21 protein-coding genes are annotated in these 24,781 nt (G+C 34.6%); 4 read left to right on the top strand and 17 right to left on the bottom strand.

The genetic code is table 11. The annotated features are described in order from the left end of the window. Positions 1-151: 151 nt before the first annotated feature. Positions 152-3,235, bottom strand: coding sequence for a hypothetical protein (locus tag UABHE_RS13440; protein WP_372370857.1), 3,084 nt, complete (start codon positions 3,233-3,235; stop codon positions 152-154). A 302-nt stretch (positions 3,236-3,537) separates the two neighbouring features. Here UABHE_RS13440 and mnmE point away from each other — a divergent pair, with 302 nt between their 5' ends. Next, positions 3,538-4,887 (top strand): tRNA uridine-5-carboxymethylaminomethyl(34) synthesis GTPase MnmE, encoded by a 1,350-nt coding sequence (mnmE, locus tag UABHE_RS13435; RefSeq protein WP_372370856.1) that lies wholly within the window; start codon positions 3,538-3,540, stop codon positions 4,885-4,887. A gap of 24 nt (positions 4,888-4,911) precedes the next feature. Here mnmE and UABHE_RS13430 read toward each other — a convergent pair whose 3' ends face one another. Next, positions 4,912-5,433: a hypothetical protein gene (locus tag UABHE_RS13430; protein ID WP_372370855.1), complete on the bottom strand. Its 522-nt coding sequence runs from the start codon at positions 5,431-5,433 to the stop codon at positions 4,912-4,914. 23 nt (positions 5,434-5,456) lie between these two features. Here UABHE_RS13430 and UABHE_RS13425 point away from each other — a divergent pair, with 23 nt between their 5' ends. After that, positions 5,457-5,846, top strand: a complete 390-nt coding sequence (locus UABHE_RS13425) for a hypothetical protein (protein ID WP_372370854.1) — start codon at positions 5,457-5,459, stop codon at positions 5,844-5,846. Here the strand turns inward: UABHE_RS13425 and UABHE_RS13420 are convergent, their stop codons facing one another. After that, positions 5,847-7,031 carry an ATP-binding protein gene (locus tag UABHE_RS13420; RefSeq protein ID WP_372370853.1) on the bottom strand — a complete coding sequence of 395 codons (1,185 nt, stop codon included), beginning with the start codon at positions 7,029-7,031 and terminating at the stop codon, positions 5,847-5,849. It lies immediately after the preceding gene. 19 nt (positions 7,032-7,050) lie between these two features. Continuing rightward, a complete protein-coding gene (locus tag UABHE_RS13415; RefSeq protein WP_372370852.1) occupies positions 7,051-8,109 on the bottom strand; it encodes an RluA family pseudouridine synthase in 1,059 nt (352 codons plus the stop codon). Between the two features lie 613 nt (positions 8,110-8,722). Between UABHE_RS13415 and UABHE_RS13410 the strand changes: the two genes are divergently transcribed. Next, the gene (locus UABHE_RS13410; RefSeq protein WP_372370851.1) at positions 8,723-10,672 is read left to right on the top strand and encodes a SpoIIE family protein phosphatase; all 1,950 of its coding nucleotides are present in this window, start codon (positions 8,723-8,725) and stop codon (positions 10,670-10,672) included. A gap of 90 nt (positions 10,673-10,762) precedes the next feature. On the opposite strand, the gene UABHE_RS13405 is transcribed toward UABHE_RS13410, so the two are convergent. The 10 genes from UABHE_RS13405 to UABHE_RS13360 form a co-directional block, all read right to left on the bottom strand. Further along, positions 10,763-11,350, bottom strand: coding sequence for a HEAT repeat domain-containing protein (locus tag UABHE_RS13405; RefSeq protein WP_372370850.1), 588 nt, complete (start codon positions 11,348-11,350; stop codon positions 10,763-10,765). Next, positions 11,343-12,812: a formylglycine-generating enzyme family protein gene (locus UABHE_RS13400; RefSeq protein ID WP_372370849.1), complete on the bottom strand. Its 1,470-nt coding sequence runs from the start codon at positions 12,810-12,812 to the stop codon at positions 11,343-11,345. The genes UABHE_RS13405 and UABHE_RS13400 overlap by 8 nt, the downstream gene beginning before the upstream one ends. 6 nt (positions 12,813-12,818) lie before the next feature. Next, positions 12,819-13,385, bottom strand: a complete 567-nt coding sequence (locus UABHE_RS13395; protein ID WP_372370848.1) for a BMC domain-containing protein — start codon at positions 13,383-13,385, stop codon at positions 12,819-12,821. Position 13,386: 1 nt separating this feature from the next. Continuing rightward, positions 13,387-14,001 (bottom strand): hypothetical protein, encoded by a 615-nt coding sequence (locus UABHE_RS13390; protein ID WP_372370847.1) that lies wholly within the window; start codon positions 13,999-14,001, stop codon positions 13,387-13,389. 147 nt (positions 14,002-14,148) lie between these two features. Further along, the gene (locus tag UABHE_RS13385) at positions 14,149-14,451 is read right to left on the bottom strand and encodes a BMC domain-containing protein (RefSeq protein ID WP_372370846.1); all 303 of its coding nucleotides are present in this window, start codon (positions 14,449-14,451) and stop codon (positions 14,149-14,151) included. Positions 14,452-14,543: 92 nt separating this feature from the next. Next, on the bottom strand, positions 14,544-16,100 hold the full coding sequence (locus UABHE_RS13380; protein ID WP_372370845.1) for an aldehyde dehydrogenase family protein: 1,557 nt from the start codon (positions 16,098-16,100) through the stop codon (positions 14,544-14,546). A 294-nt stretch (positions 16,101-16,394) separates the two neighbouring features. Continuing rightward, positions 16,395-17,486, bottom strand: a complete 1,092-nt coding sequence (locus UABHE_RS13375) for a hypothetical protein (RefSeq protein ID WP_372370844.1) — start codon at positions 17,484-17,486, stop codon at positions 16,395-16,397. Between the two features lie 331 nt (positions 17,487-17,817). After that, positions 17,818-18,366, bottom strand: coding sequence for a hypothetical protein (locus UABHE_RS13370; RefSeq protein WP_372370843.1), 549 nt, complete (start codon positions 18,364-18,366; stop codon positions 17,818-17,820). A 3-nt stretch (positions 18,367-18,369) separates the two neighbouring features. Beyond that, on the bottom strand, positions 18,370-18,732 hold the full coding sequence (locus UABHE_RS13365) for a hypothetical protein (protein WP_372370842.1): 363 nt from the start codon (positions 18,730-18,732) through the stop codon (positions 18,370-18,372). Positions 18,733-18,757: 25 nt separating this feature from the next. Beyond that, the gene (locus UABHE_RS13360; protein ID WP_372370841.1) at positions 18,758-20,149 is read right to left on the bottom strand and encodes a cytochrome D1 domain-containing protein; all 1,392 of its coding nucleotides are present in this window, start codon (positions 20,147-20,149) and stop codon (positions 18,758-18,760) included. Positions 20,150-20,250: 101 nt separating this feature from the next. On the opposite strand from UABHE_RS13360, the gene UABHE_RS13355 reads away from it, so the two are divergent. After that, complete coding sequence (locus UABHE_RS13355; protein ID WP_372370840.1) at positions 20,251-21,240, top strand: ROK family protein; 990 nt, start codon at positions 20,251-20,253, stop codon at positions 21,238-21,240. Between the two features lie 376 nt (positions 21,241-21,616). Here the strand turns inward: UABHE_RS13355 and UABHE_RS13350 are convergent, their stop codons facing one another. From UABHE_RS13350 to UABHE_RS13340, 3 genes are all read right to left on the bottom strand, one after another. Further along, the gene (locus tag UABHE_RS13350; protein WP_372370839.1) at positions 21,617-22,921 is read right to left on the bottom strand and encodes a hypothetical protein; all 1,305 of its coding nucleotides are present in this window, start codon (positions 22,919-22,921) and stop codon (positions 21,617-21,619) included. 312 nt (positions 22,922-23,233) lie between these two features. Continuing rightward, positions 23,234-23,824, bottom strand: a complete 591-nt coding sequence (locus UABHE_RS13345) for a DUF4291 domain-containing protein (protein WP_372370838.1) — start codon at positions 23,822-23,824, stop codon at positions 23,234-23,236. 12 nt (positions 23,825-23,836) lie between these two features. Continuing rightward, positions 23,837-24,661: an oxaloacetate decarboxylase gene (locus UABHE_RS13340; protein ID WP_372370837.1), complete on the bottom strand. Its 825-nt coding sequence runs from the start codon at positions 24,659-24,661 to the stop codon at positions 23,837-23,839. Positions 24,662-24,781: the final 120 nt, after the last annotated feature.

Raw genomic sequence — 24,781 nt, 5'->3', positions numbered from 1 at the left:
CCTTACTTCGTGCCATATGCCACGACTGCGTCTCACGAGATTCGAACCGCGCACATCGAATTTGTAAGAGTAATTATACCAGACTGTACGATAACTTTTATAGGTCGCAACTTGGGTTATTACTAGTAATTTGATTTATCAAATCTATTGATTATGAACCTTTATAAAGAACACCAAAGTTGTGTCCAAATCCAAACATTGCCTGGTGCTGTGTTGGATATTTAAACGTGAATTTACCTCGAATAAATTTAGTTTTTCGTTTATATTTGTATTTGTGAATTCGATATTTTAAATTAGAGTCATTATGTTTACAAGCTGCCGAAATGGTTAAGTTTTTAAATGATCGTTCGTTCCAGAAATTCAATAGCTGCGAATTTTTTGGCTGTACCACTACTGTTTTTTGAATGCTGTGTAGTTTGTAATTGTTGATACCGTATAGACGGACAAGTAATTCGCCAGTGTGGGCAGGATTTGTTTTGAAAGAAACAATTTCTGCTTTGTTAACTGTTTTACGATATAGCAATTTGTCTGCACGATGAATTTCAAATATTAAATTTCGATTTGTTACGCTTGGACCAACATAAAATTTAATATGGTTTCCAACATCAACTTTATTGTGTTCTGTAATTAAAAATGGTAGTTTTCTATTTGATTGAGAAATCGCTACATGAAAATTTTTTGTTGTTGTAAACATTGTTTGATATTTGTCTTTAGTCTCATATTCTATCTTATAAAAATCACTCACTAATGCAGGCAATAAAATTTTAGCTATCCCTTGATTATCATGGTTGACACGGCCTGTTACGACTATTTTTTTGGAAGAAACTTTATCAACTGTATATTGTGAACGATAGATTTTGTAGTTAGCTTGTCCAGTAATTGGTACACCTTCGGTATCTAATTTTTTTATTTTGATTATATTTCTTATATTTGCAGGTAAGAAATTTTTTGGCATTATAAAATCAACTTTTATGTTGGCTTTTTCAGGAACATAAATGTGTTTTTGACTATGTTTGTAGTTATTGTTGTCGGTAGTTTCTACAACAACGCGAAAATTTTCTTGTATCCATATACTTTTATAGTGAGTTGGCACAAAGTTAATATTAAACTTTCCTTGTGAATTTGAATATGTACTACCATTAGCAACTTTTTTAAATTGACGCTCATTCTGCGCTGTGTAATTCCATATTCTGTCAAAACATTCAACTTTGTAGGTGAGCAACTTTCCTACGATAGGATTTCCCAAATGGTCTTTTATTGAACCACTGACTATTGCTGGTTGATCAAGAATCAATTTTTTATCTAATAGTTCGATGTTAATGTTTTCTGGTTTGGGTGCCTTTTCAATTACAATTCTTTTGGTATTTAGGGAATCACCAATTTGCGCTTGAATGTAATGTCGCCCTGGTTTACTACTAGTAAACTTTATGGTTGCTTTACCATTGTTATCTGTTTTTACTTTGTGTTTACTAATTTCACGGAATGAACTGGAGTAGAAGGCTATCTCTATTTCTTTTTGTTTTAGAATGTGAAAGGCAGTATGATTGTTCGTTGCAAATGTTGTGATCTCACATATGATTTCTTGCCCTAATTGATAAATCTGACGATTGGTGTTAATAATTGCGCCCAAAGGAGATTTTTTTTTAACTTCTTGGTAATAAAATGGTGCATGTATAGAATGTTGTGTATTTTTTTCGGCAACAATAAATAATTTTTGTGATGAGAGATTTTTAAATAAGGCAAATCCTTCACTATTACTTACTTGAGAATCCTGTAAAATACCATCTTTTGTGTATATGCTAATATTGGCATTATTGACTATGTGACCATTATTTCCGTTAAGAACACATATTTCAAGTCCACGCTCACTATCAGTCTTTAAAATGACATAGTCCGAAATACATAATAAATTACTCGTAATATGATTGTCTTGCGGCGCAAAGTCTTTTCTTATAGACGAAAGTATTAGGTAAGTACCAGGTTGTTGTATCGGTGTCTTAACGTTTGTATAGTGTTCTTTCTTTGTTTTTGTGGTCACTTCCCAGTTGGAATGAGCTACGGATTTTGTGTATTTTTCTTTTTCTAACTGTTGAAGCCATCCATGGTCTTTAATGACGGTTGGAACATGTAAACGATAGGCCCTGAAGTAAAGCTTGTCAATATTCCTTGAATATACACGAATAGAATTACTTTGTGGAGAATTTATTAATTTAGCTTCGGCAGCATACTCAGGAGCTATAAATGAATTACTCAGTTCTAAGCACATCTTGCCACCAATACTTGTTGGATATTTATTATAGCCTTTAAGTGCTACATGATAACCATCTTTAGGTAAAAGTTTGGCAAGTTCGTACATACCAAAACTCCACCATGGTGTGTCTTCATAGTCTTTTAGTATATATTGTAGGTGTTTTTGCCGTTCCTGGTTTAAGTTATAGTATTTTGCTACCACGCGAGCTTTTTCTAACTTAGCTTCAAGTGCCGATTCGCGTTTATTTTTAGAATCATTCCAATTGTATAACTCTTCTAAAAGAGTAGATATTTTTAGCAATGGATGGCTATCTTTTATTGTTTCTTTGCTTTTTTGAGTAGTAATCATAAGTTTTGCTGTTTTGAATCTGTCTTTGTATTCCTGATCGTTCCAGCAGTCATGGTCTTGTAAAAAATCAACCCAAGCATATGATACAAAGTCGCGTATTGTATTACTTATATTGCCAGGATAGTTATCGCGTTGTATACAATATGCGAAATCGCTTACTCTTAATTTTGATAATATTTGGCGCTGATCATATGCTAATTTGTAGTGCTTATTGATTGCTTTCACTAATTGTAGTTGATTCCATTGAGTAAAGTCTTTACTATGACTACTATTACTACGCTTATTTATTTCTTTTTTTTCATCTTTTAAGTAGGAATACAAGGCGTCTGCGTAAACCATATTTAACATTGCTTGACTAATATCATCTTTAGGCCAAGGTGATTGCTCTAACAAAGTGACTGCTTCTTTATGGCGACAACGTACTCGATTGTTTGCTACTTTACGGATAAGTGCTTGCCGCCATTCTGAAGCAACGTTTTTATCGCGAGCATTTTTCAATACTAAATCTAATTTTTCGGACACTATTTGGAATTTTCGTTTTTTTTCTAAGCTATTTATTTCTTTCCATGAAGGTGTACTAAGCTGGCAACTAGCTATAATAATGCATGATAGGAAAAACAGTCTTTGTTTATTCATATTGTACTTTCAAAAATGATTTAGTTAGTACTGTCATCAATTAGAGCTGTTATAAAATTATTTTAAGGTGCAAAATTGTTCTTTTTAACTTCTAATGCACTGAATGGTGACACGACTTAATTCTTTTTTTGTATGCAGATGTGTTTTTACTATTATTTACAACAACTCACTGTACAATGAAATCTTGGTGTTTTGTGTAGAATAACTATTTTGCATGCGATATAAAGTATCGAGTCGTTTTATTATGGTTTTATTATTTTATTTTGATCTCAAATAAAGAAAAAGTCAAATAGGAAAGCATTATGAGTGATACAACTATTGTTGCCGTTTCATCTACAATGGGAGAAGGCCAGAGAGGAGTTATTCGAATTTCGGGTTTGGAAGCTTTTTCGATAATTTCGAATTTTATTCCAGAAGAAATTTCTCCTTGTAAACATCGTTGGCATGAATGCAAGCTAAAGATTGACGAATGGGACATAACTATTCCCGTGGTATTGTATTTGATGAAAGCTCCTTTTTCTTATACTTCAGAGAATGTTATTGAAGTGCACACTTATTCATCTCCGATATTATTAGATATTATGGTAAAGCAATTTATTCTTGCTGGATGTCAACCTGCGGAGCCAGGTGAGTTTACAAAAAGAGCCTTTTTATCGGGAAAAATGGATTTAACGCAAGCAGAGGCTGTTGCTGAAATTATTGCTGCTAAGACTTCTTCTGAGAGAAAGTCAGCATTTTTAGGAATGACTGGGCAGCTTTCGCGGCAGATAGATGAGATGCAGTCTGTAGTGTTACATGTAGTAGCTCTTATGGAAGCACATATTGATTTCTCGGATGAAGAAATAGATCCGTTGCCTGCAGACTATGTTCTTATTCGTTTGAAACCGGTGCTAGATATGCTTGAAAAATTCCACCAAAAAAATAAAGAGTTATCTCTACATGGAGTACAATTGTGTATCTGTGGTGCACCTAATGCTGGAAAATCAACATTATTTAATTTACTCTTACAAAAGAATGAGTCTTTGGTTTCTGATATTTCAGGGACTACGCTCGATTGGATGGAAGATTATGTTGTTATTGAAGGTACTCGGTTTAATGTAATTGATACACCGGGTATTGAAGAACAAACGGATAAAAAAATACAGGAGCGAGCTCAGAAGAAAGGACTAGAGATACTCGAAAACTGCGATGTTATTCTTTTTGTTATAGACTCATCGGTAGAGTACCAGGAAATATACGATCGTTTATTTGCCGTTATTCCAGACGTTCCTTTTGCTGTGATGTATAATAAAATAGATTTACCTTCTCAAGTGGAAAAAAAGAGATTACAAAAGGAATGTGATACCATATTTTCAGTATCGTTAACCACGCATTCAGACTTAAAGCCGCTAAAAAAGTGGTTAAGTGTGCAAGCAGTAAAAATACAAGAAAACAAAAATGAAATTCTCCTGAATACTCGACAACATTACGCTGTACAACGAACAGCAAAAATATTGGACCAAGTTATAGAAGATTTAGGCAATAACACTTCATATGAATTTATTGTTGGGGATCTTCGTTTAGCTCTTGACTACTTAGGAGAAATAGTTGGTAAAGTGACTACAGAAGATATTTTAGGAGAAATTTTTAGTAAATTCTGTATAGGAAAGTAGTTACAAAAAAAATAGACCTCAAATCTATTTTTTCTGTAAAATAACTTTTTTGTACCATGCTTCATGTATTTTACTTGTAGGTTTATAAATAGAAGGCTTTTTACTTTTAGTTTTCTTACCGGTCATTTTTGAATACCATGCTCTATGTATTTCGCGAATTTCGTGGAGTGGCTCTTTGTAGTTTTGCCATAAATCTTTCATTGTGGAATTGTTAACATTTATATTTCGAATATCTTTGGAATAATGTAAAAATAGTGTTCCTGTAACAAGGCCAAAGAAAACAACATAAATTAATAATGTTAGTATCTTGTGAATAATAGATTTTTTTGCTATATTTGAGTTAGTAGGTTGGGTAGAATTCAATTGGTGTTGTTCCATGCGCTGAGTTTTTTCCAACTCTAATTTATGCATGATTTCTTGCGTTTTAGACATAGAAAGGTCTACAGCAATCGAGCGATTGCACGACGGACATTTTCCCGTCTGTCCTATTCTTTCCTCTGGAGCTAAAAGTATGGCTCCGCAAGAGCACCTAATCTTTAAAGGCATGAAAATCTCCCGAAAATAAGAAAATGAAAATAAAATTTAAATGTGAATGTGGAAAGAGGATAAAAACCTCAATAAAAAAAATAGGACGAACGTTGCAGTGTCCTCTTTGCCAAAGAAAAATAAAAATACCCAATTTACAAGATGATACGGTTTTAAATTTAGAGTGCGCCGATTGTAAAGTACCATTCTCTACTAACTTAGATAAGTGTCCGTCTTGTCATAAAACTGTTGAAATGACAGAAAAAAATGAAGATACATACGACGAAACTGATTATAATAGCAGCGTAATCATTTCTCCCAAAAATTCAGCAAACATATATTATGTTATTTGGGGAGTATGTATTATTATTAGTTTAGTTTCTATTATTTATATTATAATCAACTTAAAAACTCTAAAAGTATTGATTGGTTAACTAACTTTTTGAATATTTTACTAAATTGATGGAAGTTCCATTTGTTTCTGTTTTACGAATATTTACCTCGTCCATCATTCTTCTCATCAAAATAAGTCCCATGCCTCTACCTGATTTCTTGATTTGATCATCATCTGGTTGGACAAGATGTTCATTAAAAGTATTTACACCACTATCTGTTATAGTAATTGAAAAATATTCCTCATTAATAAGTACAGACATGTGAATTTTCTTGTTACGATCAAAATGATGCGCGTGTTCTATTGCATTACTACAAGCTTCATCCACAGCCATTGTAATACTTTCGTGCTGGTCACTGAAAGTCGTCTTGGTAAACGACATGATAAAATCTCGTATTTTACTTAAGTAATTTGTGTCGGAAGGAAAAATAATTGTAATTTCGTCTGGGGCTCCTTCATTTTCCGGTACAGCAGGTAGTGAAGGGGATAATGGATTTTCAATTAAACTTAAGACACCTTCGTTATTAATAAATAAAATGTTTTTACATCTTGGACAACGATAGTGACCTGTTGTTCTGAAGTTTATTTTTTTTCCGCAAGATAGACATCTTTTTATTGTTGGAAATTGCTGGCTTGCACTGGCTGTATTATTTGAATTTACAGTTGGTTGAGAACTGTCAGTTGCATTTTCATTGTTTGGAGTTGGTGCATCACTAAAATTTGTTGATGCATCACTAAAGTTTGTTGGTGCATCAGATATAGGAGGATCTTCGGTTTTACTTGTTTGTGCATCTTGCACATCAATATTATTACTATCTTCTAATTCTTCGATTTCTTCTACAGGAGAATCTTTATGTTGTGTGTTATCTTCAACTAAAGTTTTTGCTACTTCTACTGCTGAATCTAAATCAGGGAGTATATCACATACATTGTCAAGGCCAAACATTGAAAAAACTTCACTAATATTATTTTCCAAATTACAAAAAATAATTTTGAACTTTGGTTCATTCATTGCTCTTGATGTTAAAGCACCGAAGCCTGTACTGTTCATGTACGTTAGACCACTTAAATTAAATATTAAAATACTACAGTTAACTTCTAACACCTTATCGAGAAATTGAGAAAAATCTCCAACGTTTGACAGATCTATCATACCAGAAATACTAATAATACCGATTCTTTTATCTTCTGTATCATATGAAAAATTCGTGGTTACGTTTTGCATATTGTCACTCTTCTTTACCTTATGATAAAAACTTATCCACTACCTTGTTTGGCCAAAATACGTTTAGAGCTTTCAAAACTTTTTGAAAATCCAATGGTAACGGGGCATGAATAAGCATTTCTTTTTTTGTACGAGGATGAATGAAATTTATTTTCCACGCATGAAGTGCTTGTCGGTCAATCAATTTACCACAAAGATTTTCATCTGCAAGCCGTTTTTCATATTTTATGGAGTCTTCTGTAACTTTTTTTAGAAGATTATCCACTGTTAAAACAGGGCTTGCTCCATACAGATCATCAGCGACTATTGGATTTCCCAATGATTTCAAATGCACTCTTATTTGATGAGTGCGTCCTGTTTTGGGAAAAACGTGAACTAAAGAAAATTGTGGGTAGTTATAAAGAACTTTATAGTTTGTTTCCGAAGGCTTGCCACCATGATTCACACTCATTTTTTCTCTACAACGCGAATCCATTGCTATAGGAAGACTAATGTTTCCTTTTTTGCACTCAATTGGCTTTTCAGTTAATGCAATATATTCTTTCTGTATTTCGCGTTTTTCGAATTGTTTTGCCAAAAATGCATGTGCATAATTAGTTTTAGCTATTAGTATAACACCACTTGTAAAACGGTCAAGGCGATGAACGATTCCTGGACGAATATAACCGTTTACTTCTGACAAATTAGCAAAATGATGTAGCAAAGCATTTACTAACGTTCCACCATTTTTTCCTTTTACAGGGTGAACAACCAAATCTGCTTGCTTGTTAACAGCGGCCATACACTCATCTTCGTAAAGGATATCAAGAGGTATAGGCTCAGGTTTTAGCTGCAAAGGTTCTAGCTGTGGAAGAGAAATAAAAATTCTGTGCCCTGCTTTGACTTTTGAACTTGGTTTTACCGCGCTGTTGTTTATAGTAATGTTACCATCTTTAATGAGTTTTGTGATAAAAGATCGCGTATACTGAGAAAAGGAATTAGCTATATATTGGTCTAGTCTACTACCTGAAGTTCCTTCTGGAACTAAAAAATCAAAACTATCCAAATTTTCGTAATTAGGTACAAGAGGTCGTTCCATAGTTTTTGTCACAAAACAAAATATTATTGAAAATCCAAGACAGCTTCAGCAAATTTGTAGTTCAATCTGCACATAACACAGTACAAAGTGCATTTTAAGATTGAACTATAGCAAAGTGAATTTTATTATGTACGCTGCTACATAATTATACAAGTAACAAAAATATATTCACAAATTCAATTTTCCAGTTTTATTTTTTGTAAGGTGTGACGAAGGTACACAGTTATAATTGTAACTGGGAAACAACGAAGTAACAAAATAAAAGGGCAAATCAAAATGAGCAAATACTTCCGGCGGTTACTTAATATACTGCCACACGTTAGTGTTTTTATTATAGTCTTGCCCTAAAAAAAAGCAAGAAAAAATAAAAACAGATCGTTTGACATAAAAAACTATATTTGTTACCATACAAAATACGCTATCTTGTACAAAAATTTACACTAAAGTGACCTGACAAAAGTATTTAGACTGTTTGACATCGAAACGCCCAACTACTTTCGCCACATCACTAAAATGATTTAGGGTGTGTCCCTACGTAGAGGATCTAAATTTTTGTAGTTACATATTTATATCATTCCCGTTCACATACACTTAACTATGAAATGGCATAAGTATGGTTATTGATGAGAATACAGTTGTAAAGCTAACTCTTATCTTATATGAAGTAGACAAGAAACCAAGAACTATATTAAGCACTCTAAAATCGGGTGATAGTCTTATTCTTGGTAGAGGACAAAACGTCCAACTATGGGTAAACGATAAAAATATTTCACGCGAACATTGTAAAGTATCGTGCGTAAACGGTGAAGTCTTTGTTGAGGATTTAGCAAGCCGTAACGGAACCTTTGTTAACAAACAAAGGATACACGGACGAGCACAATTAAAAGGTGGTGAACAAATTCGTTTAGCTAGTAGTAGCTCTGTAATTGTATCTTTAGAACTAGCACAAGGTAATCAGGGAATAACAACAGATCCTGTGCCTACACCTCCTCCTGGTGATCAGATTTTGCAACACGGCGAAATTATTAATGGTTATAAAGTTGAACGTCGCGTTGGTGAAGGAGGTATGGCTGTAGTTTACAAAGCTACACACTTAGGACTAAATCGTCCTGTAGCTATAAAAACTTTGGTAAGTCGTTTAATACAAAATCCAAAGGCAATAAAACGTTTTGCTAATGTTGCAAAGGTTGCAAGTGTTTTAACTCATCCTAATATTGTTCAAATATTTGATAGCGGTCGTCTTGATAAACGAGGAATATACTACATTGTAATGGAGTATGTCGAAGGTCAAAATTTGAATGCTTTGTTAAAAGAATATGGGAAATTACCACTTGACCGCTCGCGTCTAATTATTGGAAGAATTGCAAGTGCTCTTGAATTTGCAAATAAACATAATATTATCCACCGTGATATAAATCCATCTAATATTTTAGTTGGTGAAGAAGATGTTCCAAAATTGATAGGATTAGGTCTTGCAAAATGTTTAAATGATGAGGTAACTTCGTTAACGCAACCAGGTCAAGGGATGGGAATGGTTGGTTATATTGCTCCAGAACAATTGTTGGATGCGTCAAAAGCAGACCATCGTTCCGACATCTATTCTCTCGGAGCTGTTTTTTACCGTTGTCTTTGTGGTCAAACACCATATGACACAAAAAACATTCGCGACTTTTTCAGCTGTATTCACAAAAGAATACCACCTCCGCGACCGCACGAAGTAAATCAAGATATACCAAGAACAATTAGTGATTTGATTTTAAAGGCACTTGAGTATAATCCTGAAAAGCGCTTCCAAACCATAACGGAATTCATATTAGCTCTCAAAGGTGCGAGCATAGATAACGAGTACAGTATACAACAGGCAACAGCCAATCAAAGTAGTATGCTGCCGCAGGAAATATCGGTTAGCGGTTTCAATTTTGAAGCTCTTTATAAGCCGTATGCTGATGTAGGTGGGGATTTCTATGACTTTATTGAACTTAATGATAAAGAAATAGGTGTTGTTATCGGTGATGTAACTGGCCATGGTATTGAAGCGGCTATAATTGTCGGTATGATTAAAATGGCTGTTAAGATTTTTGCAAAACAATATGCGACAACAACTGATGCGTTGAAGCATGCGAACAAGGAAGTATATCCTGATTTAGATCAAACAACTTTTGCAACTGTCTTTTATGGAATTATTAATCGCGAAAAGAAGACTTTACGTTTTTCCCGCGCGGGACATAATCCTCTTATTATTTATAATCCTGATAGAGCAAAGCCCATAACTACTTATCATCCAGAAGGAAGATGTTTAGGGATGTTCGCTCAATGCGAGCTACAAGAAATGCAAATTCAACTTCAAGCTGGAGACTGTTTAGTTCAGTATACCGATGGAGTTACCGAAGCAATGAACTCTGAACAAGAAGAATTTGGTATGGAAAGATTGTGTGATACTATCCGAAATAGTGAAAACAATATACTGAATATTTTAAGTAATATTGAGCAATCGGTAGAAAAATTCGTAGGTGCTGAAAAGCAACAAGATGATATTGCTGTAATTGGCGTAAAGGTTTTATAAAATAATCTGCTTTTCAATTGAAAATATTGATCAATTCGAGCCCGTTTAACGGGCTCGAAAGAGTATTTAGAAAATATAGCGATGTTTGCACTAAATATATTTTGTTTTATTTTCTTCCCACCATTTTTCCCAACGATTGATACTAGATTCGCGCTCTTTTTCTGAAACTTCATAACGATAATTAAAATTCATTTTAAATATGGATTTTAAAGTTTGTTGCGAGCGAAAGCGAATATTAATGTTATTGTTTCTTAGTCCAATACCTATTAATACAGGCACACCTCTGTAATCATTCATATCACACAACGAAGCTGCTGCTTCTAATTGAACATAATCGGTTGTATCTTCTAATCGCTTGAAAATATCATCTTTCAATTCTAAAGCTTCATCGGATTTTGTGTTTTTGTATATTCTTGAAATACAATACATGCAACCGGTGCGTACTTTTGGCGAGAAACTAGTGATGTTTTTGGCCAAGTGGGGCAAAGCCTCGTCTTTATAATCAATAATTTCTTGGCATAATCGCCAATAGTCATCTTTTTTAGACAAATGCATAATTTGAATTAATCTTGGCACTCTTTCGTCTGCAGTTTCATCTACGACTGTTCCTGGTTGTGATGGGCTAAGACAACCAGTTAAAACAATAGTTAAAAAAATACAAAAATATAACTTATTCATACCTGGTTCCTAACTGATCTATGTCAATAACGTAACGAAATCCTAATGCTAACATTCTCACTTGTGGTTGTTGAGGGTAACGTTTACTACATCTCAAGGATATACCTTTGTAATACCAACTACCACCTCGTGCAACTTTATATCCTGGTCGTATTGGTAAGAAATGAGAATTACCTTCATAAACTTCATAATTATTAGCTGTCCACTCTAAGACATTACCTATCATATCATAACAACCATAGTAAGATTTTCCAGAAGAAAATCGCGCGACAGTACTGGTGTCTTTTAGACCTTCTTCTATTGTATTAGCATGGTTTTTGTAAAAAGAATTTCCCCATGGATAAACAAAACCTTGGCTTCCTCGCGCTGCCTTTTCCCATTCTTGTTCTGAAGGAAGTCTTACTCCCATCCAATTACAATAGTTGACTGCTTCATTCCATGATACTCCTGTAACAGGTTTTTGTAAATCCAAAGAATTTGGAACCCCACGCTCCCAATGTTGAGGAGCACTTGCTTTTGAATGTTTTATGTAATCGTAGTATTGTGCATTTGTTACTTCATGTTTACAAATGTAAAAAGCTGGCAAGTGTATTTTCGTTTCTGGGCTTTCGTCTTTGTGGCTATCATTTCCAAAAACAAAATGTCCTTCAGGAACTAATGCAAGATTTTGATGAACTTTTGCATGTAAATCTGGAAAAAGATTGGAGAAATAATTTTTATTAAGTGATGGATGAGAGATGTAACGCAAAGCGTAGACATAGCGTTTTTGTTTTATAAGTTTCTGCGCTTTTTTTTGTACGCGGAGATGTACTTTATGTATTTTGCTCAGAGCTTTTATCTTATCTCTTGCATAAGAAGAATTGATTTTTTGATACTGTTTCAAGGCTGCTTTGAAATGCCCTTGTTTTTGTAGTTTTTTCGCTAAATTTAAAGATTGTTGGTTCAGCAAACTTTTACTGATTTGTTCGCGGCAATATTTAATTCTCTTTTGTACTTTGTGAGAAAAAAGCTTATGTTGTTTTAGCTTTTTGTATGTACTTATGGCCTTATTATATTGATAGTTATTTTCGTAGTGTAGTGCTTGTTTCCACCAATTGTAGTGTTGTAAAGTTTGTAAGTCTTGCTGGTTTATTTTTTGTGAAAGAATCGAAATATGACGTTGTAAATTTTCGTCTTGGTAAAAGTTTAAAGCCCAGGAGTAGCAACGAATTGCAAGAACAATATCGTTGTTCTTTTCTGCCCGTTTTCCTTTATTTCTCCAAATGCTATATTCTTTGGGGATTTGTGTTTGGGAAGGAACTGTAATTATTTGTGTTTTTTTTTCTTTAGGTTTTTCAGAAGAAACAATAGGGGAGGAATTTATTGTTGATGGAATATAAATCTCTATTCCACCGTGAACAATAAATAAAGCACAGCAAACGGCTAAACTACAAAATGATACCCAAACAACTTCTTGCTTCATATCAAATTACAACTGAAAAGTTGGTCGAAATGCCTGTACAATTTCAGGCGTAACTTGGGGAATAATGACCTTTTCAATTAAGGTATTTTTGCGCTTGGCTATTTTTGTAGCAGCAAGAATTGCTGTTTCAACATCGCCGACTTCCCCATTGATTATAAAATAAGCGTTTCCTGCGATTCCTTTACCAAGATGAATTTTGACGAGTTCAACGCTGGCAATTTTTAAAGCGCTATCAACAGCCTCTATACATGTTGCGCAAGTTGTTGTTTCAAGAATACCTATTGCACTTAAATCGTATACACTAGGTTTCGATTTTAACGTTTCAATGATAGACAAACTCATATTTGGAATAACAAAAGAATCGAGAACACTTTGCGCGCCAATACGTAAACCTTCGGCGAAAGAACTCTTTACATCTTCGACTTCTCCATCAAACATAACTAGATACTTACCAGAGCTAATTGTTTGTGCAATAAGTATACGCACAACCGCTTTTTTTAGCAAGGCATCTACAGTTTCTATTCCTTTTGCTATAGAAGCAAATTCTATAAGGCCGACACACGGTTTGTTCATTCTACGCTTCTCCAGCTATTTGTTTCAATATATTTGTAGCAGCTTTTTGCGCTTCCTGTATTTCGCTATCTGTTCCAGCTATGTATAAACGACCAAATGCACCTATTGGTTGTATATCAACAAGAGACAAATGAGTAGCCTTTTCTGCTTCGTTTGCAGCAATCATAGCGTATCCAGCTGGCTGTACTTCTAAAATTAGGAGTGTTTGTCCTCCTAGAAGCATATTGCCTTTTCGCGTTCTATTAATGAGCATTGCTTGATGATCATTCACCCCTGTAATTACTTCGTTAGTTTTGATACTTGGTTTTTGTCTCATGTTTTCTGTCATACCTAGATAGGATAGTATTTGACTACCTGCTTCTAAAACAGAATCTTGTTTTTCAGCGTGGACTTCAAGAATACCAAAAGCCCTCTCAACAACTTGTACAGCAGGTTTAACATCTGTACTTTTTTGTGCTACGTCAGTAATGCGATTGATTTCCATGCCAGGTGCAATTTCAATCCATAAAGAAGCTTCTCCAGCAATTGGTAGATAGCCTCGGCAAGTTGCGGCCATATAACTAGCAAGTTGTGGCTGTAAACTATTTAAAAATGTGTACGTGCGTAGTTGAATCATAATGTTTCCTAGAACTACATAACAAAATAGAAATAAATTTGATAGATAAAATATTACATTGCAAGAGGATTTGCGATGCTCACCTATAATTGAACATCGCAAAACAATATGTAATCTGTAGTTTGATCAAAATATATGTAGGATTATTTAGTTATTTTGCTCTCTACTCCAGTTTGCATTTTTAGGTAAAATAAATTCAACTTCGCTATGTGGTCTAGGGATTACGTGTACAGATACCAATTCGCCAACTCTCTTTGCTGCGGTAGCGCCAGCATCAGTAGCAGCTTTAACCGCACCAACTTCCCCACGTACCATTACCGTTACGTAACCGCCACCTATTTTTTCAGTACCTAATAATGTTACTTTTGCAGCTTTTACCATTGCATCTGCAGCTTCTACGCATCCAACAAAACCGCGTGTTTCAACAAGTCCAAGAGCAATCTTGCTCATAATAAAACTCCTTTAGTAATTTTTATTCTATTATTTTGATTTTCTTTATATTCCAAAAAAAATCGCGCGAAAATTAGAGTGTTTCTAATATATTAAATCGCATCGTATGGCCAACCACGCTTTTTAGAACTAAAAGAATGGCTTGTAATAGATTTCTTTGGTGGAACTAAATCTAACGCTAATTTTTCTGCTAATATTTTTTGTTCGTAAGAAAACATATTCTGTGGTGATAATTGAACTTCTTCTTCTAGATTCAAATAGCAATTTGCTGGATCTACTGAAGTGCCGTTATCCCATAGAGAAAAGTTTTCTTTTAAAGTTGTAACTCTTTTTATATTTAGTAGATGTTTTGCTGAAATGTTGTCGGAGATAATATTATTACCAAAACTTCCACATCCTAAAGTCATTGAAGGCAGTAGGTTTGTTGCAAACCCGACTCCTCCTTGTGAAGTTGGTCCGTTTACAATAATACGCGATACTGGTTGCTGCAGTGCACATTGCATAATGATATCGGTATTTGTAGAATGGATACCAAAGGTATGACCTCGTCCTCCAAGATTTAGCAATCCTTCCCCTAGATCTAAGGCTTCTTGCCAAGATTTTACTTCGTAAAACGCAAGTATGGGAGCTAAAGTTTCAAATGATAGAGGAAATTTTTCGCCTAGTCCGTTTAGAGGAGCTAATAAAACAGATGTATCAATGGGTATATTTATTTGTGCTTTTTGAGCGATAACATACGCTGGTTGGCCAACTATTTCAGGATTCATAACCTTGTTACGCACAGCAATATTTGATATTTTTTGTGTTTCTTCTTTATTTAAAAAATAAGCTTTGTGTTTTTTAAATTCAGCAATAACTTTATTTTTAATTGAGGATTCAACGATAACAGATTGCTCTGAAGAGCAGATCGTACCATAATCAAAAAGCTGACTTGTCACAATACAATGAACTGCATGAGTGATATCTGCAGACTTTTCAATAAAAGCGGGAGGATTTCCTGCACCTACTCCGTACGCAGGTTTCCCAGAGCTATAAGCAGCCTTTACAAGACCTGGACCACCGGTCGCCAAAATAAGCGAAACAGCTGGATGTTTCATTAAACGCTGTGTTGCTTCAAGAGTTGGTTGGTTAAGACAACTGACTGCTCCTGGAGGTAAACCTACTTGTTCTCCTACCTCTTTAAGAATTTGAGTGGTCTTGTAGACACAGTTTGCTGAGCGTGGATGAGGAGCTAAAACAATAGTATTTCTCGCTTTAATAGCAATCATTATTTTATATATTGCTGTAGATGTAGGATTGGTAGTAGGTATAATCGCAGCGATTGTTCCTACAGGGTCAGCTATTTCGTAGCAATTTGTATTCTTATCATAGTTTAAAATACCAGTTGTTTTTTCATTGCGAATACTGTTATATATATCTCGACTTGCAAATAAATTCTTAGCCGTCTTGCTTTCGACGCGTCCCATTTTGGTCTCGCCTGCTGCCAAGCGAGCAAGCATTTCTGATGATTGAACGCTAGCTTGAGCCATCTTTCCAACGATAGTGTCTATCTGGCTTTGACTGTACTCAGCAAGTTTTTGTTGTGCGCGAGTAGCGCTAGCAACTAAGGTTTCAACTTCTTGTAATTTTGTAAGTTTTTCTGATAGCATATAATTATATTACAGGTGGTGGTAAATTGGTTTAGCCTGACATAAAAATCACGATAGTCTACATCTCTGCTCTATGTTAATGCAAATATATTTCAGAGAGCATAAAAGTTTAGAACAATTTTTTAGGATCTACTCATATTCATATAAGAAAGCAAGTATGTAAGACCTAATCCAGCAAAATCTGTATACAAATTTTTGGCTAGTTATTATTTTAAAAACATTAACATAATTGCGTAAAAAATACAATAAAAATTAACTGTTCATTCTTTTCAAGAATCGAGTTATAGCTCTTACCTATTTTATTTGATCTAAGTTTTTACGTACACTTGCAACAACGCGATTATAGTTATCAAATAGCTGGATTTCAAAAGCAATTGTTCGATAGGCAAACTGTTTTTCGAATACAATGTTTTTTCCATTGCCACATGTTTGTTCTGCAAGTATTTGTTTACTTCCATTAGGTTGTATAGCAAATAATTTTGTTCTATGTATATTAACACCTAGCACTTGATAGGCAATACGCAAGGTATAACTGTTGTGAATTAGAGCAGTTCCTATTTCTATGCTTCCTTGATTTCCGCCACTATTTTGATGAATAGAAACGTTGGCGTAGCCCTTTTTGCCACTTACAGGATCTTTTGCCCAAACCTTGGCATTACCACGGTAGCTACCAGCTGTAAATTCACCTGTTTGCTTTACGCTTCCTTGCCCCTCTACATACCATCTAGGTTTGAAAGATATTTCTTTGCCTTCGCTATCGTATCCAAGAGCAAAAAAACGTATTTTTCCTCTTAAAGAAAGGCTTGTTGTTTTTGGAGAAACGGTGACTTTTTGTATCTGGTTTGCATGAACTGTTAAATTTAAAGTAGTAAACGTGTGAGAATTTATATCACGCACTTTTACTGTTGCTTCTCCTGATCGCGTTGCTGTAAACAAACCATTTGTTGAAATCGAACCTGCGCCTGAACTTTCCCACGCAGGAGAAAAGTAAACTTCGTTACCTTTTCTATCATAAGCAACAGCTTGTAATTGCAATGCTTGTTTCTCGTATATCTTTTTTTTAGGAGAGATGATTTGTATGCTTTGTATGACTTGTCTACGTGGATTTTTTACAAACACAATTGCTTGGCATTTTTGTTTATTTACGGTAACGGTAATAATATATTTGCCAGAAGTATTAGGGGCTGTAAACTCACCTTTGTTAGAGATAATACCTCTTTGTACATACCACTGTAAGTTATTAGGAGTAGAAACAGCTCCATTGACCTTAGTAAAAACGCAAAATTGTAGCTTGTCACCAGGATTCATAACTACTTGACGTGGAAAGATTTCAAGGGCAGAAATTATTGTTGTGAACATTATTAAGAATAATGTGTAGCGTTTCATGATACTACTTTCTATAAAAATTGATAGTGACCATTCGAAAAGCAACGCATTTGGTTGATAAATGTTAATGCGTTTTAGATTTTTTTGAAGCGACTCGCAAAAGCATTACTATTTTGGTAGTCCTAAACAAGTAAGGTTATTGTAAACTTGGAACAAAAGTGTATTCACTCTTACGCACATCTTAAGTATATAAACACTAATCGTAAAAGGTTTTGTATAGAGCCAAAATGAAATCACTTGTATCACTTTTGTAAAATTTAGATAACCATTACCTGCAGGGACTTTTACAATTTTTTTGCTTTTGTTAAGCCAGTTGTTTTTATCAAATAATTTACAAGCTTCTAAAAATAATTGTAGCAGTGTAGCCTAATGCTATAATAACTCCAACGGCTGCAATACCATATAAAGCACGGTAATAAAGGCGTAAACTGTTCACTGCTTTCATTGCAAATGCAATATCATCACCTTCTGTAGTTACTATTTTTAGAAAGGCCCGCGAAGCTTTAAAATGGCAAATACCTATAAAAAAACAGAGTAGTCCCATAATGAAAAGAGTGGCTATTCCATTAACGAAGCTTCCATCATTAATGAAAAATGCAGAGCGAATAAATCCAATAATTCCAGTAAACACAGCTAATTTGGCTACAACACCCAAGCGCATAGCGAACTCTTCAAAAATCATATTTTCTTCGTTTTCAAATTCATATGATTGAGGGGTTTCTTCGGGTGTAACGTCTTCAGAAGTTTGCTCTACAACTTCTTTTGGAGAAGTTGTTTGCTCTGTGACACTTTCGGAAGAGATGTCTTGATTTGGAGTTTCTTGCGTATTTTCCGCAGAAGTAACTTTCTCGATATTATCGCTATTTTGTTCCTCTGACATGTTCTAGACGCCTCCCAATATATAAGAAAGTGTTGTTGATAAAATAAAGATCACAAACGCCCAGTAGTATAAAAAGTAAAAACGATTAAAGTTTTTCATTGCGTTCATAAAGTGAGCAATGTCGTTTCCTTTAGTATCTACAACGAGTTTTAGTGATTTTGCTGCAAAAAAGTGCGATATTGCAATCCCGCATATTACCAATAAATCGACAATTAACAATATTTGGTGGGTTGAAAAAACAAAAAAGAATGTAATTACTTTCAAGACCACAATTATTAAAATTGAAGTTCCCACAAAACGAACATTTTTTGCGAGCTCTGCAAAGATTTTATCTTGTTCTGGTGTGAATTCATAGTTATTCACCATGTACTCTCCTTTTATTCTCTAAATTTTAAGGTAAACCGTATATATTGATTTTTCCTCTTATCTCTCCGATAGCGGTAAGCTTACCATCATAAGAAAGTGTTCCTGCCGACAATCCGCTATATAACCTAGCTCTGAACCTGCGAAATCCTGAATCTACATCAGAAATTCGTAAGCGTCCATTTTCTTCAGCGTACATAATAAACTTACCATTGCCGCTAAGATTTAAACATACAATAGACGACTCATAACCGCGTATAGGATGACCGTAGTAAATTTTATTGTAGGCTCGACTAGAAGATTTAAATTCGTCAATGTCTATTTGATCGCGCTTAAAAAAAGCCGTCCAAATTACATCGCGTTGACCACGCCAATGGGGATCATCAAAATTTGGTTGTAGCAAAGAGCGAACCCATTTTACGCGGCCAGTTGTATCTCCTGTATACAAATGACGCATATTACGTGTCATTGCAAGTGCGGTAATTGGACCACTACCCGTAGTGTTTTTAACATAAGTTCCTTCTATAGCATTTAAAATAGTGGCTTTTTTATTATTGTCTCCGGTAAGAACAAAACGATCATCACTGCTAAAAGCCAAACATAAGTATTCACGGGTTGAACTAGAGTCTGGGTATTCAAGTACCTTTTTGTAAGTAGTTAAGTCCCATAAAGTAACGCGGGCATTTTTGCTACCGGTTACCGCATACTTACCACTATTACTAATAGCTATCGCATTTACTGCATTTTTATGTGCTTGTATAACTTTAATTTTTTTTCCGGTTTCTATATCCCAAACACGCATTGTTCCGTCTTTGCCTCCAGATAATACGTATTTATCATCGCGAGTGATTGCTATAGATTTTACATAACCGCTATGTCCTCGCAAATTATGCTTAATTTTAAGGGTCCTTGCATCCATAATACGCGCGTAGTTATCGTCTGCTCCTGTTACAAGATAACGGCTGTTACGAGTAAACGCCATAGAAGTTATTTTATCTTTGTGAATTTTTTTTGAAGTGATGAAATCGTAGTCTTCAAATTGCGGATTTTTGATAAATCCGAAATTACCAAGCTGTATTCTTTTCGTAAATTTTGAGCCACCATCTAAGGTGGCTACAATAATGAGATCGGTTTCATTTGCTTCAACTGTAAGTTGTCCTTGAAAAATAGCGTCGTTTTTTTCTTTGTAGTATAAATCGAGAGTAACTTTTCGCGTTTCAGACTGATAACGATAAAACACCGCCTCAGTCGTCACTATGTTTTTACTCGCAGTTACACGACCTTGCAGATTAAAAGATTGTAAAGTCAAATCGTAATTAGTATTTCGTTCATTTTTTGAAAATGCTTGCCACACAACAATTTCATCAGCATATATGAGTGTCAGCAAACCAAATATAAATAAAATCATTTTCTTTTGCATTGTCTTTCCTTCTTTTAAATGTAACTTCAATTTGCTATATACTTATATCATGATGTAATGTTGTGGATAAATAAAAATTTTATTTGTTTGTGAGGTGAACTATGCTGTTAGCAATCGATATTGGCGGAACAAAAATTACAGTAAGCATTGCAAGCCAAGAGAAAATTTTAATAAAAATGTTTCAAAGTGTAAAACTTATTGGCGATGAAATGACAATACCAAAACAAATAGATAATCTCATTTATCTCGCTTGTCAAAAAATATCAATAACTGAAAAGCAGATTAAAAGTGTTGGAATTAGCACTTGTAGCCCTTTTGTTTCTATTGATAATTACAAAGCTATTGCCGCTCCAAATTTGTGTGGAGGTTTAGGATTACGTCAAAAAGAATTAAAAAACAATTGGCAAAGAATACCTTTACAAGAACATTTACACAAGCGTTTTTCGTGTGTTGAAATGGAAAACGATTGCGTAAGTGCTGTTACGGCTGAAAGAACTTTTGGAGCGGGGCAAGGATTTGAAAATATTATTTACATAACTTGGAGCACCGGAATTGGCTGTGGGGCTTATGTTAATGGAAATCTTGTTAGAGGTAAAAATGGCAATGCGCCGCATTTTGGCCCTATTTATATGGTGGACTGCGACCAAAACTCAGGTAATGCAAGTTACGAACACTTAGAGGCTCTTGCCTCAGGAACAGCGATAGCTCGCAATTTTGGACAGGGTTCAACAAAAGATGCCTTTGAGCAATATGCGAATAACGAACATGCGCACAATGTTGTTGATAATGCAATCTATCATTTTGTCAAAGGTCTTATTTCCATAAATTACGTTCTCGACACTAGCAAAATTATTTTAGGTGGAAGTGTTTTTTTAAACAACCAAGAGCTTTTAATGCCAATGATAAAAAGCAAATTTTTTGGAGAATCGTTTACTGTTTTCAGCGACGGTGTCGAAATAGTCGCTTCGGATTTGGGAGAGTATTTAGGTGACTTGGCGGCTTTGAGTTTAATCATGCCTGAAGATTGGATTGATAAATGGCAACAAGAAAAGCCATGGTTATCTGCGCCTTCTGCGGTTATTGTAGAATAGGTTTGGGTAATGTTTCCGAGATAGGGCGTGTCATCATTCAAAATATTGTGTGTTTTTTCGAGCCCGAGCCCGTTTCCGAAACTTTCACTAACAATTTATCAAAGAAGCAAAGTTTCTTTTTCCATCGCAAAAAACTAGTATTGAACCAATAAATCACTTTCTGTCGCTCTCAAAAAGTTTTCGGGCGCGGGCTCGCAAACGGGCTCGGGCTCAATACTACTGGCGTATCATTAAATGAATCCGTTATATTTTTATCTGTATTGAATGATGACACGCCCTAAATTAACTCTGCGCGACATGATTATTTAAAGTATATTCAGTGGTAAAGTTCCCCACTGAACATTTTTGGTTGGATCTTGCACACAAATGGAGCCTATTATTTTCTTATGCCATTCCATAGCAACTGCATACTTTTTTTGCTTTTTTTATAGTTCTTTTTAGGTACAGAAATCATCATACAATATGTATTCTCTCGGTATTTAAAAAAATTGAACGCCATTACAAGTTTCTGATTTTCAAAAGAAGCTTTTCCATAGAAACGAATGAATGCCCCAAATTTTGAGCCTATTCTTTGGCCTTTGGAAGCAAATTTTACATTGGTATAGCCACTTTGTTGTAGCAAAGTGGTATAACCAAGCATAATCGTTTCTATATTGTCACCTGTTGTTCTTACTCCACCGATGTTGTGAAACAGTCTTTTTCCAAATGCCATTGAATCTATGCTCACAAGCATTCCATTTTCTTCGTTTTTTAAGGAAAGCATTACTGTTTCGCGGCGATCTTGGCGTTTTAAAATAGGCTCTTCGTTTTGATACCACAGCCCAAGAGGTGTGTTGATTTTTACTAAGTTATATGTGAGCGATAGTCTTTTCCGTTGTTTTTTTATTGTCTCAGGATTTGGTTGTTTTATTTCAGGTTTTATTTCAGGTTTTTGTTTAGGAGTATCTTGTTGTTTTTTTTGAACGATTTTGATTTTTTTAATATTATCTTTTTTGATGTCAGCTTCTAACTTATTTTCTTGTACTTTTGGTCTTTCTTTTTCTTTGTACGTAACTAATTCTTGTTTAATCCATTTATTTTTAAAAAAAACATACCCATTGCTGCGCATCTCTTTTAGACTATACCACTTACGGTTGTGAAATACTAAGCCTTTTCCCTGTAAATCGTTAGTTGTGTACCACATACCATTGTGTAAAACATAACCTTTTTGTTCAAGGTTTTTACGAAGTAACCATCCATTACTCGTTTTTACGTAACCTAGTTTTTGTCTTGCTGTTTCATGGTCAGGAGCAATGAGCAAAATATCATTGTACAAATCAACTATTTTTTCGGACATCTCATTTTTTGAACACCAGTTTACTAGAGATAGTAAACCATCAATATCTTTTTTTTCACGAAGAGAGTGCCATTTTTTTTGAAAAATTTGTTTTGGAGTTTGCCGCGTTTTCTCTGGTACTTTTTTTGTAGAAAGTTTTTCATGTTCAATTTGAGTATCTTCATTTTCAACAAATTCTGTTTCTTTAACGCCATTACTTGAAAATAAAATTATCAAAATAAGTACAACAGAAAAAGAACCGAATATAATACTCATAATAACACTAGGCGGAGTGTTTTTTTTACGCGAACGGTTTGTTCGTCTTGTATTGCGCGAGCGAGAGCTACGATGTTTTTTGGATGACATGTTTATCTCCTTTTGTATAAGTGTACAAAACAGCTTTATAAATAAAAGTTGTTTTTATAGTGTACATTCAATCTTTTTCTCAGCGTTTATTCTAAAATAACAGCGAAGCAAGCTATGAAAAAGCGGAGAAATTCTTACCAAGAGTATTTATGGTTGGCTTTGTTTTATTTTCTAGCTTTGTTGCAACACGGTAGTTTCTAAACAATGGTGAGGAAAATTTCTCGCTCACGCTCATGTTTGCCTTGAGTGCGAGTGAGAAATTTTTGACCTATCGTGTCTTTCTTGAGGAGTAATTCAATTGTGTTAGATCATTTAATTTTTAGGAATGAGTTTGCGGTGTTGTTTTTTACATAGCGGATATGGCTTTTCTTTCGGAAGAAGTTTTTTGGCTTTATCAACATATCCTTTTTGTAAGAAACCATATATTTTTCGCGCAAGAGAGCTATAATCTTCTATACTATATACCCATTCATTTACATACTCTGGACTTAAAAAACGACTAATTCCTACTTGAATACTACGTAAGTCTGATTTTTTACCATAAATATTGCGTTCTGGGTCCCACTGAATATGAACTTGTGCTTGAGAAAAATGTTCTTGCCAATTATCATAAGAACCGTAAATACTAGGCTGAGGAGTCGTAAGCACTCCTTTTTTTAGAGCTTTCTCCCAACCTTCAAGAGAAATACGAACCGCAAGAATATACTCTTGTCCTTTTTTTTGAGACCAATTACTGCGCGCCATTAGCCATAAAAAAGATGGCTTAATCCATGTCATCCGCTGAAAAGAAAAAGGATTTACAAATTTTTGTTCGCGTAGTGCTGGTACCGCTATTTGTTCACGAAAAGCTTGGTACACAACAATGGACTTTTTGTTATAATCTGCACGTATACTGTAATTCATAATAAACTCATTTTAAGAATCAAAAATTTTATTAAGTTCAGAAAAAGAAGCAGCTTCTTCAAACAAGGCAGGGGAACCACGCTGAACAAGATCTTTTGATGCTTTGATAAAAGCTCCCCATGCGATACGATTCAAAACGGAGCCGACAGAAATACGTCTCACTCCTAAATCAGTTAGGCGAGAAACCGATAAATTATCAATTGCTGAAGACATTAGCACATTTACTGGCTTTGGTGCTACAGATGTGACAATTTTTTCTATTTCACGATTATTGGTTACTCCAGGAGCATAAAGGCAATCTGCGCCTGCATCTGCATAAGCAACAAGCCTGTCGAGCGCGGTTTCAAAAGGAGTCGCATCACAAACGAGCCACGCTTCGCATCTTGCGGTCAACAATACAGGGATATTTGAATCATTTATTACTTTTCTAGTGGTACGAATTCTTTCAACGGCAATTTTTTTATCATACAAAGGATATTTTTTATTGCCGGTTGCATCTTCTATAGAAAGTCCTGCTACTCCTGTTGAAATACATTTTTTTACGTTTTCGGCCAATTCTTCAAGCGTATTAGCATAGCCATTTTGAAAATCGGCATTAACAGGCAAAGATGTTGCAGTAACAATATCTCTAATATTTGTCAAAATTTCTTCAAGAGAAAGTCTTCCAATTTCATCAGGGACACCTTTAGTGAAAGAAACACCAGCAGAAGTAGTTGCTAATGCTTTAAAACCTAGTTGTTGAAGAAATATGGAAGTTCCAATATCCCAAGGATTAGGAATAACAAAGCTTCCTGACTTATGTAAATTCCAAAATGTATTTAACGATTCTGTTGTCATTTTATTTTCTTTACTCTTTTCTAGATCAAAATAACATCTCATAAATACCGATAAAACAAAGAATAGCACTTTCAGATACTAGCTTCGTTGTTTGTTAGAGCATATTATCAATTAGGAAAT

This window comes from Candidatus Uabimicrobium helgolandensis (genome assembly GCF_041508025.1).
GTDB classification, from domain to species: domain Bacteria; phylum Planctomycetota; class Uabimicrobiia; order Uabimicrobiales; family Uabimicrobiaceae; genus Uabimicrobium; species Uabimicrobium helgolandensis.
This window is presented reverse-complemented; position numbering and strand designations above follow the sequence as displayed.

Coding starts and splice junctions, on each gene's coding strand:
- UABHE_RS13425 (WP_372370854.1), top strand. CDS start 5,457: ATGAAAATAAAATTTAAATGTGAATGTGGAAAGAGGATAAAAACCTCA.
- UABHE_RS13405 (WP_372370850.1), bottom strand. CDS start 11,350: ATGAATAAGTTATATTTTTGTATTTTTTTAACTATTGTTTTAACTGGT.
- UABHE_RS13390 (WP_372370847.1), bottom strand. CDS start 14,001: ATGATTCAACTACGCACGTACACATTTTTAAATAGTTTACAGCCACAA.
- UABHE_RS13400 (WP_372370849.1), bottom strand. CDS start 12,812: ATGAAGCAAGAAGTTGTTTGGGTATCATTTTGTAGTTTAGCCGTTTGC.
- UABHE_RS13430 (WP_372370855.1), bottom strand. CDS start 5,433: ATGCCTTTAAAGATTAGGTGCTCTTGCGGAGCCATACTTTTAGCTCCA.
- UABHE_RS13415 (WP_372370852.1), bottom strand. CDS start 8,109: ATGGAACGACCTCTTGTACCTAATTACGAAAATTTGGATAGTTTTGAT.
- UABHE_RS13340 (WP_372370837.1), bottom strand. CDS start 24,661: ATGACAACAGAATCGTTAAATACATTTTGGAATTTACATAAGTCAGGA.
- UABHE_RS13440 (WP_372370857.1), bottom strand. CDS start 3,235: ATGAATAAACAAAGACTGTTTTTCCTATCATGCATTATTATAGCTAGT.
- UABHE_RS13350 (WP_372370839.1), bottom strand. CDS start 22,921: ATGTCATCCAAAAAACATCGTAGCTCTCGCTCGCGCAATACAAGACGA.
- UABHE_RS13380 (WP_372370845.1), bottom strand. CDS start 16,100: ATGCTATCAGAAAAACTTACAAAATTACAAGAAGTTGAAACCTTAGTT.
- UABHE_RS13365 (WP_372370842.1), bottom strand. CDS start 18,732: ATGGTGAATAACTATGAATTCACACCAGAACAAGATAAAATCTTTGCA.
- UABHE_RS13370 (WP_372370843.1), bottom strand. CDS start 18,366: ATGTCAGAGGAACAAAATAGCGATAATATCGAGAAAGTTACTTCTGCG.
- UABHE_RS13355 (WP_372370840.1), top strand. CDS start 20,251: ATGCTGTTAGCAATCGATATTGGCGGAACAAAAATTACAGTAAGCATT.
- UABHE_RS13375 (WP_372370844.1), bottom strand. CDS start 17,486: ATGAAACGCTACACATTATTCTTAATAATGTTCACAACAATAATTTCT.
- UABHE_RS13395 (WP_372370848.1), bottom strand. CDS start 13,385: ATGAACAAACCGTGTGTCGGCCTTATAGAATTTGCTTCTATAGCAAAA.
- mnmE (WP_372370856.1), top strand. CDS start 3,538: ATGAGTGATACAACTATTGTTGCCGTTTCATCTACAATGGGAGAAGGC.
- UABHE_RS13385 (WP_372370846.1), bottom strand. CDS start 14,451: ATGAGCAAGATTGCTCTTGGACTTGTTGAAACACGCGGTTTTGTTGGA.
- UABHE_RS13360 (WP_372370841.1), bottom strand. CDS start 20,149: ATGCAAAAGAAAATGATTTTATTTATATTTGGTTTGCTGACACTCATA.
- UABHE_RS13345 (WP_372370838.1), bottom strand. CDS start 23,824: ATGAATTACAGTATACGTGCAGATTATAACAAAAAGTCCATTGTTGTG.
- UABHE_RS13410 (WP_372370851.1), top strand. CDS start 8,723: ATGGTTATTGATGAGAATACAGTTGTAAAGCTAACTCTTATCTTATAT.
- UABHE_RS13420 (WP_372370853.1), bottom strand. CDS start 7,031: ATGCAAAACGTAACCACGAATTTTTCATATGATACAGAAGATAAAAGA.